General features: G+C 61.0%; 7 protein-coding genes and 2 pseudogenes. 1 reads left to right on the top strand and 8 read right to left on the bottom strand.

Annotated features, from left to right (window positions below):
- Nucleotides 1–263: 263 nt before the first annotated feature.
- A pseudogene (locus tag ACFFAR_RS14450) lies at nucleotides 264–362 on the bottom strand (alpha/beta hydrolase); the annotation flags it as partial.
- A gap of 17 nt (nucleotides 363–379) precedes the next feature.
- Nucleotides 380–568: pseudogene (locus ACFFAR_RS14445) on the bottom strand (RNA polymerase sigma factor); the annotation flags it as partial.
- A gap of 389 nt (nucleotides 569–957) precedes the next feature.
- Here ACFFAR_RS14445 and ACFFAR_RS14440 point away from each other — a divergent pair.
- Nucleotides 958–1,368, top strand: coding sequence for a hypothetical protein (locus ACFFAR_RS14440; RefSeq protein ID WP_174363011.1), 411 nt, complete (start codon nucleotides 958–960; stop codon nucleotides 1,366–1,368).
- Here ACFFAR_RS14440 and ACFFAR_RS14435 read toward each other — a convergent pair.
- The 6 genes from ACFFAR_RS14435 to ACFFAR_RS14410 form a co-directional block, all read right to left on the bottom strand.
- Nucleotides 1,332–2,039, bottom strand: coding sequence for an extensin family protein (locus ACFFAR_RS14435; RefSeq protein WP_375508041.1), 708 nt, complete (start codon nucleotides 2,037–2,039; stop codon nucleotides 1,332–1,334). The genes ACFFAR_RS14440 and ACFFAR_RS14435 overlap by 37 nt on opposite strands.
- Before the next feature lie 60 nt (nucleotides 2,040–2,099).
- Nucleotides 2,100–2,834: a Crp/Fnr family transcriptional regulator gene (locus tag ACFFAR_RS14430; protein WP_062002437.1), complete on the bottom strand. Its 735-nt coding sequence runs from the start codon at nucleotides 2,832–2,834 to the stop codon at nucleotides 2,100–2,102.
- A 647-nt stretch (nucleotides 2,835–3,481) separates the two neighbouring features.
- Nucleotides 3,482–4,285 carry an exodeoxyribonuclease III gene (xth, locus tag ACFFAR_RS14425; protein ID WP_086386694.1) on the bottom strand — a complete coding sequence of 268 codons (804 nt, stop codon included), beginning with the start codon at nucleotides 4,283–4,285 and terminating at the stop codon, nucleotides 3,482–3,484.
- Between the two features lie 109 nt (nucleotides 4,286–4,394).
- On the bottom strand, nucleotides 4,395–6,479 hold the full coding sequence (locus ACFFAR_RS14420) for an EAL domain-containing protein (protein WP_174363015.1): 2,085 nt from the start codon (nucleotides 6,477–6,479) through the stop codon (nucleotides 4,395–4,397).
- 193 nt (nucleotides 6,480–6,672) lie between these two features.
- The gene (locus ACFFAR_RS14415) at nucleotides 6,673–7,575 is read right to left on the bottom strand and encodes a 2-dehydropantoate 2-reductase (RefSeq protein ID WP_174363012.1); all 903 of its coding nucleotides are present in this window, start codon (nucleotides 7,573–7,575) and stop codon (nucleotides 6,673–6,675) included.
- A 73-nt stretch (nucleotides 7,576–7,648) separates the two neighbouring features.
- A complete protein-coding gene (locus ACFFAR_RS14410; RefSeq protein WP_174363013.1) occupies nucleotides 7,649–9,982 on the bottom strand; it encodes a transglycosylase domain-containing protein in 2,334 nt (777 codons plus the stop codon).
- Between the last annotated feature and the right edge of the window lie 302 nt (nucleotides 9,983–10,284).

Raw genomic sequence — 10,284 nt, 5'->3', positions numbered from 1 at the left:
GCCGTGATCACGCCGGCGCAGAGCAGCACGAGCAGGCCCAGCACGATGGCAAGCTGCAGGAAACGTCGATTCATGGGTAACCGGATGCTCAATGGAAAATCCCGGGGCACTTGCGTGGCCCGGGGTTTAAAAAATTCGAAGGTTTCGTGGCACGAGCGTCGCAGCCGGCTTCAATCTGCTTCAATCGCTCGCCCAAAGTCGCGACGTTACAGTGAAATCCGAATTCGCGCAGGACGTGCGGCGATATCCACTGTGTTCACACGTCACTGTTGCGCATGTTCAGCGGCATCTTCTATCACAGCCGCGACCTGCTTCGGACGCGATTCGTAGACCGAGTGGCTCGCGCCCGGAATCACGGTCGTTCACGTCCTCGCAAAAGTTCAATGGAAAGCATCTGCAGCGCTGCATCGTGGTCGCGCACTTCAAGGCGATGAGTCTGATTCGCCGCAACCGCGAACTCGGTTTCCGGCACGCCTTCGTCATCGACACTCACATGGATCGCGTGCATGGATGCATGACGGCGCTGGTTCGCAAACAGGTTGTGCATGATCGTGAAGAGCCAGGCGCGCGGGAGTGTCTTGATTGCCCGAAGCCGAACGTCCCGAGCTGCCTGATCCTCGATGTACGCCTGCGGCAAGAAAGTGGCCTGGCGCTTCAGGACGACTTGGTGCGAGACGGCCTGCGCATCCCGGTGTAATCCATGACGGGTTACGGCGACATCGAAATGTCGGTGCGGGCGATGAAAGCCGGCGCAGTGGATTTCCTGACGAAGCCGTTTCGCGACCAGGACATGCTCGACGCGGTCGACAGCGCCCTTGCGCGAGAACGAGGTCGCTTTCATGCGGCTGTCGTCCGATCATAACCGGCTTGCAATTTGATGGAATAGAACGGCCCGTTCCAGTGTTTGCCTTTACGAGACCCAGTGTCCACGGGTCAATCGCTCAAGGAAAACCGAACATGCCGCCACATCTCGTGTTCACACAAGAATCGCTGCGCTTTTTGTCGAAGCACGCGCAGCAATATCGCCGGTCAGGAAACCGCTTTAATCTGTCATGGATCGATGTTGTGCTGCTTCTGCTGATCGCGGCACTGCCGCTCGTGCAATTGTCCACGCGATGCGAAATGGCCGCGCTGCTTCTGGTCTACGGCCCGATGCAACTCCTGCGCAGCATTCCCTACGACATTCGCATATTCATCCTCACGCATAGCCGCGTGTCGCTTTCGATCCTGCAGCTGACGAGTCAACCCGCGTTGGCAGAAACCCGCCGAACGGAGATCGAGAGACTCTCGACAACAATCCAGTCGATGCAACCCGTACCTGCCGCGGGCGATCATCGGCAGATGCTGTACGGGCCCATGTCCACGTGAAAATGCGTCTTGTGCAAGGCGTTGTAGTCGGGACCGAGCGTGGTTCGAAACGCGTGGCAAGCGCCTTCATGCACGCGATGCAGGAAAGCCCCGTCCCGTGAAGCATCGTCCCAACCGTCAAGCGTGATGCGCTTGCCACCGGCGAGCACGAAGCCCGTCAAATCGATGGCATTCGCGCTTGCGTGCTGGCTGAGCGCCGTGTCCTGCTGATGATTGACGTTGCGGCATGCATAGCTGCCGACATGTTCCACGTGCGACACGCGCTCGCCGTAAAGCTCGGCGGCGGCGGGCTGTAGATACTGATGCTCGAAGAAGGCGATTCCGACCGCGAGCGGACAAGTGGCCATGAACGGCGAGCTGAAACGCAGACTCTCCGATTGCGTGATGCGCACCACATCCTTCAATACACACCCGCCCGGCCCTGATGTATCAGCAACCGGCCGATACACAAGACCCGACTGTTCGAGTGCGGCCGCGCAGAGTGTTGCATCATGCGTAGTCCGCCACATCTTCAACGTTGTGAGCGGTCCCGGGGGTGCGTGAACATCGATTGGTGTGAACGGGTTGTATCGATCGGGCACGGCGACGCGCCCCACCTGCACCAGATAACCGAACGCCATCGCGGCAAAGAACGCAAGCAACAACACAACTGAAACGATCCGACTCGTCACCCTGCGCTCCGCATCCGGTCAAGGCCGACAGAGGCAGCACGACGCATGCCTGTAAGAGGCTTAGCTGACTTCTTCGGTCTGGCGGATGCGGGGCAGCATGCGGTCGAACTCGCGCTTGACGATGCCGTAGCATTCGCACGCACGCTCCTCCAGTCCCGCACGATCAAGCACCTTGATACTGCCGCGGCTGTGATGGATCAGGCCGGCATCGTGGAGTTTTCCTGCCGCTTCGGTCACGCCTTCACGGCGCACGCCCAGCATGTCCGCGATCATTTGTTGCGTGACTTGCAGATTGTCAGTCGGCGTACGGTCGATCTCGATCAGCAGCCAGCGGCACAACTGCTTGGAGAGCGAGTGATGACGGTTGCACGCCGCGGTTTGCGCGACCTGCGTCAGAAGTGCTTGCATATAGAGAAGCATCAGGCGGCGCAGGAAGTCCGAGCGGCCGAACTGTTCACGCAAGGCCGATGCGCTCATGCGATAAGCGAAACCCGGGCACTGGACCTGGACGCGAGTGGGCATCGTGTCGCCGCCTGTCAGCACTGGAACACCCGTCATGCCTTCACGGCCGATAGCTGCGATCTCGACCGAACCGCCGTCTTCCATGGTGTGGAGAAGCGAGATGATGGCCGTCGTCGGAAAATACACATGCTGAATACGCTGTCCCGAATCGCAAAGCAACTGCTCGGTACGAAGCTGAACAAGCTCGAGGTGGGGCGTGAGCGCTTGCCATTCGTGCGCGGGAAGCGCACCCAACAGATGATTGCCGTGCAGGTCGGACTGAAGGGTCAGCATGATGATCTTCTCTTTATATTTTTGCGCGGTGCGCCGTTTTTTTATTCCGGCCGGTTTCGCATTTCGTGATGCATCTGACGGCATCAATCTAAAACCCGATTCCTGGCCAGCCCCGAAGCAGTTCGTGCCTGTCGTTTGTTTCTCTTTGTTTCAACATTAACGAGTGCTGCACCACATACTTAGCGAGGACCGTGCCAGAGAGCCTCAAACTCAATGCCAGCAAGGGCATAGCCGGGCTATGCAGCAGCGCACATTCAGGGGGTAAAGGTTTACGTTTCAGTTTTGAACAGATCGGGACGGTCGCGCGTTTATCCGTCGGATTAATTCCTGCTATCACTTTTGTCTGCCAAATGCCTTGCCGGAGGCCCTTCGCGGGCTCCGGAATGCATGGAAATCGAGGCTTTCCCGGTGCGAAGCCTTGTAGGGAAGGCATGCGCAGGGCGTTTTTGAAAATGATGCAAAACTGTTCCATCAATACCGCGGGCAGCGGGCAAAGCATGCCCAATCGCCTGCGAATGGGCCGCAGGCGCGTGTTGAGATGGATGGAAGCCCTGCGCGCTGTGGTTGCGAGCCGGGCCGGAGGGCGGCATCGCAATGATCGAAAAATGTTGCGTTGTTGTCGCAAAGGCCTCAGGCCCCGCTTTTTCTCACTTCTTTTTCGCCGCCCTGCTTCGCGGTTTTGGGCCGAGTTCAATCCAGACTGGCGCGTGATCGCTTGCATGCGGCTGGTCGCGCACCCAGCGGTCGACGCCCGCGCCACGGAGCTTCGGCGCCAGATCCGCACTCAGAAGTACATGGTCGATCCGCAGGCCGGAATTCGTCTTCCAGTGTTCGCGAAAGTAGTCCCAGAACGTGTAGATGCGTTCGTCGGGATGCGTCGCGCGCAGCGAGTCCGTCCAGCCTTGCTCCAGCAGACGCGCATAGCATTCGCGGCTCTCGGGCTGCAGCAACGCGTCTTTCTTCCACGACCGTGTGTTGTAGATGTCTTCGTCGGTGGGAATGACGTTGAAGTCGCCCGCCAGCACCACCGGATGGCCGCTCGCATAAAGCGTCGCCGCATATTCGATCAGACGCTCGAACCAGGCAAGCTTGTAGTCGAACTTCGGACCCGGCTGCGGATTGCCGTTGGGCAGATAAAGACAACCGATCAACATGCCGTCGACCGCTGCCTCTATATAGCGGCTATGGGTATCGTCCTCGCCGCCCGGCAAGCCGCGGCGGCTTTCAAGCGGATCGGCGCCCTTTGCGAGGATCGCCACCCCGTTCCACGATTGCTGACCATGCCAGATCGCGCCATAACCGGCTGCGCGGATTTCATCGATGGGAAACGCCCCGTCCTGCGCCTTGAGCTCCTGCAGGCAAACCACATCCGGCGCTTCGCGCTCCAGCCACTCAAGCAAGGCGGGCAACCGCGACCGGATGCCATTGATGTTGAACGTTGCGATCTTCACGCTGGCGCCTCCCCTGGGGGTAACTGATTTCACGACCCTACGCAATCTTCAGGCCTTCCATCATCGCCATTCACGACGAACACGCAAGCGCTGTCCCCGTGGACCTGCGTCACGCGTTCTGAGGCATCGCGCGCCCAAGGCCTTCGAATTCGAGGGCGGGCATCGGGCGTCCGAGCAGGAATCCCTGTAAGGAGTCGCACCCAAGGCGCGTCAGCAGATCCTGCTGCGCGTCGGTCTCGACGCCCTCAGCCACGATCTTCAGATTGAGCGTCTGTCCGAGCGCGATGATCGCCGCTACGATCGCCGCGTCCTCGCCGCCGGCGACGAGTTCGCTCACGAACCCGCGATCGATTTTCAGCTCGCTTGCCGGCAGGCGCTTGAGATAAAGCAGGCTCGAATACCCGGTGCCGAAATCATCGATGGAAATGCGCACGCCAAGCGCACGCAGGCGTTCGAGAATCTCGAGGCTGGTATCGACGTCACGCATGGCCGTCGATTCCGTGATCTCCAGTGTCAGCGCGTCGCCTTCGAGCTGATACCTTTCCAGCGCGCTCTTCACGGCCGGCACGAGCCGCGCGTTGCCGAACTGCAGGGCCGAGATGTTGACGGCCATCGTAAGCGTGGGACGCCCCGCGCGACGCCATTGCGAAACCTGCCGGCACGCTTCGTCGATAACCCATTCCCCTATCTGCACGATCAGACCGGTCCGCTCCGCGATCGGAATGAACGTGTCGGGTGGAATGAGGCCGCGTGTCGGATGATTCCAGCGCAGCAACGCTTCGACGCCCGTGATCGGTCCGCTCGGGGCGACGAATTTCGGCTGGTAGTGCAGGACGAACTGACGCCGTTTGCGCGCGAGCCGCAGGTCTTGCAAAAGCGCAAGGTGATCTTCCGTGTGCGTATTCATTGCACCTTCGAAGAAGCAAGCCTGATTGCGGCCAACGGATTTCGCGTGATACATCGCGACGTCCGCGTTCTTGAGCAAGACTTCGACTTCCTCGCCGTCACCCGGATACAACGCAATGCCGATGCTCACCGAGACCCGCAGATCATGTCCCGCGACATTGAACGGGTCGTCGATAGCCGAGACCAGCTTGTCCGCGATGATCGATGCATCGGCCGGTTCGCGCACGCTCGCGATCAGCACGAATTCATCGCCTCCTACCCGCGCACACGTGTCCTGCAAGCGGACGTTGGCGCGGATGCGGTCGGCTGTCTGCATGAGCAGCAGGTCGCCGATGGCATGTCCGAAGGTATCGTTCACGCTCTTGAAACCGTCGAGGTCGAGAAACATCACCGCAAAGCACTGCTGGGTGGAATCAGCCAATTTGGCGGAATCGATCGCGGACTTCAGGCGTTCTTCGAGCAGCACGCGGTTCGGCAACTTGGTCAGGTTGTCGTGCAGGACCAGATACGACAACTCCTCGTTCGCTTCTTCCAGCGACGCCGAGAGCGCCGCGGTCTGCATCTCCAGCCGCAGGTCGAGCACCGACGTGATCAGCACGACGGCAAGCACGGCGATCGTCACAACGATGATCGGCAGCGCGAGCGTATCGTTATGCAATCCGCCACGCGCGGCGCCGCAAATCGAGCCCAACGGAAAACGCGCCGCCGCCATGCCGGTGTAGTGCATCGCTACGACGGCCCCGCCCATCACGAGCGCGGCGCCGACCCGGTAGCTGCGCACGCGCGAGCTATAGGCGCGCAGCCGGAACGCAATCCACAGCGCCGCGCCGGCGGCCGTGACGGCGATTGCAACGGAAGCGGCGACCAGCGACGGGATATAGACAATGCCCGGTTCCATCTGCAACGCGGCCATGCCGGTGTAGTGCATCGCGGCAATGCCACCGCCCAGCAGCAACGCGCCGAGGACGAGGTGCTTGCCCGGAAGATTGTCCCGGCTGGCGATCCACAACGCGAGCAACGATGACGCAACCGCGATCAGAAGTGATACCACGGTCAGGCCGAAATCGAACCCGAGCTTGATCGGCAGATGAAAGGCGAGCATGCCGACGAAGTGCATCGACCAGACGCCGAGACCCATTGCAAGCGCGCCGCCGCACAGCCACCAGCGGGCGGACACGCGCCCGGCGCTCGAGATCCGGCCGACGAGGTCGAGCGCCGTGTACGACGCCAATACGGCGACAATAAAAGAGAACAGCACCAGCAGGCTGTCGAAACTCCCCACTAACATTGACATGCTCCGGATCGACGACGTAAATCCCGACGCGAGAAAGTCAGGTATGCGTTCGTTTAACGTCTGAAAAGGCCCGGACTTTATGGCGAATTACATCTGCCTTCAAAGATTGGCCAAAAATTCCTGCATATCGAGCTTATGTCCATGTGGAACGACCAAGGATGCCGGTTCGGACGTGTTTCGACGTGGATCAGGCGCGGCTGCCGTACTTCGTCTCGATGACCTTCACGAGCGCGTGCAGCACGCGATTAGCCGGCGTGGCGATGCCATGCGTTTCCCCCAGCCGCACGATCAACCCGTTCAGATGATCGATCTCGCTGGGCTTCGAACGCGCGACGTCTTGCGCCGTCGATGAATATTGCGTCGGCATCTTCTCTGCGATCATGCGCACGGACGCATCGACATCGCCGGGAATGGTGATGTTTTCCGCCTTCGCGACTGCGAGGCATTCCCCGACGATATCGCGCATGCACGCCTGGATGCTTGCGTTCCCGGCGAGGGGTCCATAGGGCAGCTGCGCGATCGCGGAGAGCGCGTTGTACGCGCAGTTCAGGATCAGCTTGGCCCAGAGCGCGCCGCGAACGTTGGGGGAGATTTCGGTGGGGATCTGCGCATCGATCAGCTCGCGGGCGACGGCTTCACTTTTATTCGATGGCTCGATCACCAGGTCGCCGCGCCCGTGATGCCGCACGTGACCCGGACCTTCCATGCCGGCCGCCACATAGACAACGGCCGCAGCCACTTCCTGCGCTACGACCGTGCGCACGCGGTCGGCGTTATCGACACCGTTTTGCAGGACGAGCACCAATGCATCCTTGGCGAGATGCGGTTTGATTTCGGCGGCGGCGCTTTCGGTATCGGTGGATTTCACGCAGAACAGCACGAGCGATGCACCTTCGACCGCACTCGCGTGCGTGCTCGCGGTCACGCGCACGTGTTCGTCGAAGGTCAGGGTCTGCATGCGCAAGCCGTCACGCGTGATCGCCTCGACGTGATTCGGGCGGCCGATCAGCGTCACCTCATGTCCTGCTCGCGCCAGCATGCCGCCGTAATAACAGCCGACTGCGCCTGCACCCATCACTGCTATTTTCATCGTCGTAATCCGTCTGTCGAAAGTGATGCGGGATTTTCCCACAGTTGCGATGACGGGTTACGAGAGCCCCTTGCTAAGGCGCCGCCGATGCGCTCGCCGGGTCGATGGTCGGCGCCAGGTCCGGAACCAGCCCGGCAAAACCTTCGTCGCGTATGTCGCTGGGCTCGGAGTGCGGCGGCTGCAGGATGGGTGGCTGCGGGGCTGATGAAGATGCCGGAGCCTTGGCCACGACCGGAGGCGCAATCCGGCGCGGCGGATTACGCTTCACAGGCGCGGCCTTCGGCTCGGGCTTCGGCGCGAACACGCGTTGATACCAGTCGTGCAAGCGGTTGCGCATTGACTCGAAGAAGCCGGTTTGCGGTTCCATCACGAAACGCTCGCGCGGATCGATCATCCGGTTTCTCAACGAGCGCTGGAAGAAGTCACCGACGATAGGCAACGCACTATGCGCGCCCTGCCCCCAGTAGTCGCTGCGCAGCGTCACGCGGCTGTCGTTGAAACCGACCCACGCACCCGCAACGAGTTGCGGATGCATCAGGATGAACCAGCCATCGGCGTTGTCCTGCGTCGTGCCGGTCTTGCCTGCAACATCGGCGCGAATGCCGAAGCGGTTCCGGATGGCCGTGCCTGTCCCGCGATTCACCACGTCCCGCATCACGTCGAGCAGTTCATGATCTGCGGCTGGCGAGAGCGCCTGCTCGGGTTTGTTCGGCGCAAATTGCGCAAGCACCTCGCCCTTGCGGTTTTCGATACGCGTCACAAGCATCGGTTCGATACGCGCGCCGCCATTGGCGATCGTGCCGTAAGACGCGACCATCTCCTTGAGCGTGACGGGGCTCGTGCCGAGCGCAAGCGACGGCACCGCGTCGAGCGGGCTGTCGCGCACGCCCATCGCACGTGCGAGTCTCGCGACCTTGTACGGGCCGACGTTTTGCACGAGTTGTGCGGTAATGCGGTTGCGTGAGTAAGCAAGCCCGTCGCGCAACGTCACGGGCCGTCCGCTTGGCGGCGTTTCGTCGTTCGGACGCCAGATTTCCCCGCCAGCAAGCGGGATCTCGACGGCTTGGTCGACAAGGGTATCGTCCGGTTTCGAGCCCTGCGCAAAGGCCGCGCCGTACACGAAAGGCTTGAACGTGGAACCCGGCTGGCGGCGCGCCTGCTGGACGTGATCGAACGGATCCGTGCTGAAGTCGCGACTGCCGACCCACGCCTTCACTTGCCCGTTACGTGGATCAATGGCGAGAAACGCCGCCTGCACACGCGTTTTGTTGTCGCACAGCGCCTGCATGAAGGGGCGGTCGGCGTTGAGATGCTTGATGATATCGGCATCGGTTTGTCCGGCATCTTTCGCCGCGCGATACTGCGGCGTCTCGCGCACGAACGCGCGGACCACATCGGCATTGCCGCCATTGCAGCCGCTGCGCGCGCCCCATGCGGCATTGGCGATCGGCTGAAGCTGGCTGCCTTGCCAGATGACCGCTTGCGTCGCCATGGCCTGCAGGCGTGAATCGATGGTCGTACGCACTACCAGTCCATCCGAATAGATGTTGTAGTCGTTGCTGTCGGCCCAGTCGATCAGCCACCTGCGCAACTGCTGCGCAAAATGCGGCGCGCGGCCGGGCGCCTCGACCTGCCGTTCAAAGTCGATACGCAATGGCCGGCGCCGGAGCGTTTCATAAGCGGCCGGCGACAGATGCCCGAACTTGACCATCTGCGCAAGCACGGTATTGCGGCGCTGCACGGCGCGCTCCGGATTGATCACCGGGTTGTAGTAGCTATTGCCCTTGAGCATCCCGATCAGCGTGGCGCTTTCGAGCAGATCCAGATGGCCGGCGGATTTATCGAAGTAAGTACGCGCCGCCATTTCGATGCCATACGCGTTGTACAGGAACGGCACCGTGTTCAGATAGGTTTCGAGGATCTCGCTCTTGGTATAAAGCGCTTCGATCTTGAGCGCGGTGATCGCTTCCTTGAGCTTGCGTGTGAGCGTCTGCGAACGGCCGATCTCATCGGGATAAAGATTGCGCGCGAGTTGCTGACTGATCGTCGAGCCGCCCTGGCGGCTGCCGGAAAACGTGTGCAGCGCAGCGGACCCGGTGCGGCGCCAGTCGAGGCCGTGGTGCGTATAAAAGCGATGATCCTCGGTAGCGATCAGCGCATCGATCACGTTCGGCGAGATATCCGCAAGGTGCACCCATTCACGGTTGGTCGGGCGAAACTCGGCGAGCAGCTTGCCATCGGCGGAATAGAGTTGAGCAGGTTGCTCGATCTTGGCACGACGCAGATCCCCGATGCCCGGCGTAAAGGGGATCAGCAACAGCACATAGAGCAGCGCGACTGCGGGAATGGCCACGAGCGTGCGACCCACGCCGCGACGCGTGGGATGGCGCAAGTGCGCAATGCACATAGCGGCATACGGCTTGATCCAAGCCGCCAGCTTTGAACCGGAATGTCGAAGAACAGAGAGGTCTAAACGCTTCACACTGGCTTACCAACAGCTGACGAAGGCTGAATGCTATCAAAATGCCGGCGCCGTCCCGCATCAGCCACGAGCGGGTTAATCGGATTAGCATAGGCCTGCGTTCAAAAATGGAGACAAACGCAATGAGCCAATATCACTCGATGTCCTGCCCATGCTGCGCAATTGAAGAGCGCGGTCTTGATCGACGAGGGTTTATCCGGCTGGCGGGTGGCGCCGCCGCGGCGCTG

This window comes from uncultured Caballeronia sp. (assembly GCF_964243625.1).
GTDB lineage: Bacteria > Pseudomonadota > Gammaproteobacteria > Burkholderiales > Burkholderiaceae > Caballeronia.
This window is presented reverse-complemented; position numbering and strand designations above follow the sequence as displayed.

What these genes read in the sequence shown, in the direction of transcription:
- ACFFAR_RS14440 (WP_174363011.1), top strand. Translation starts at nt 958, where the DNA reads ATGCCGCCACATCTCGTGTTCACACAAGAATCGCTGCGCTTTTTGTCG.
- ACFFAR_RS14430 (WP_062002437.1), bottom strand. Translation starts at nt 2,834, where the DNA reads ATGCTGACCCTTCAGTCCGACCTGCACGGCAATCATCTGTTGGGTGCG.
- ACFFAR_RS14420 (WP_174363015.1), bottom strand. Translation starts at nt 6,479, where the DNA reads ATGTTAGTGGGGAGTTTCGACAGCCTGCTGGTGCTGTTCTCTTTTATT.
- ACFFAR_RS14415 (WP_174363012.1), bottom strand. Translation starts at nt 7,575, where the DNA reads ATGAAAATAGCAGTGATGGGTGCAGGCGCAGTCGGCTGTTATTACGGC.
- ACFFAR_RS14410 (WP_174363013.1), bottom strand. Translation starts at nt 9,982, where the DNA reads ATGTGCATTGCGCACTTGCGCCATCCCACGCGTCGCGGCGTGGGTCGC.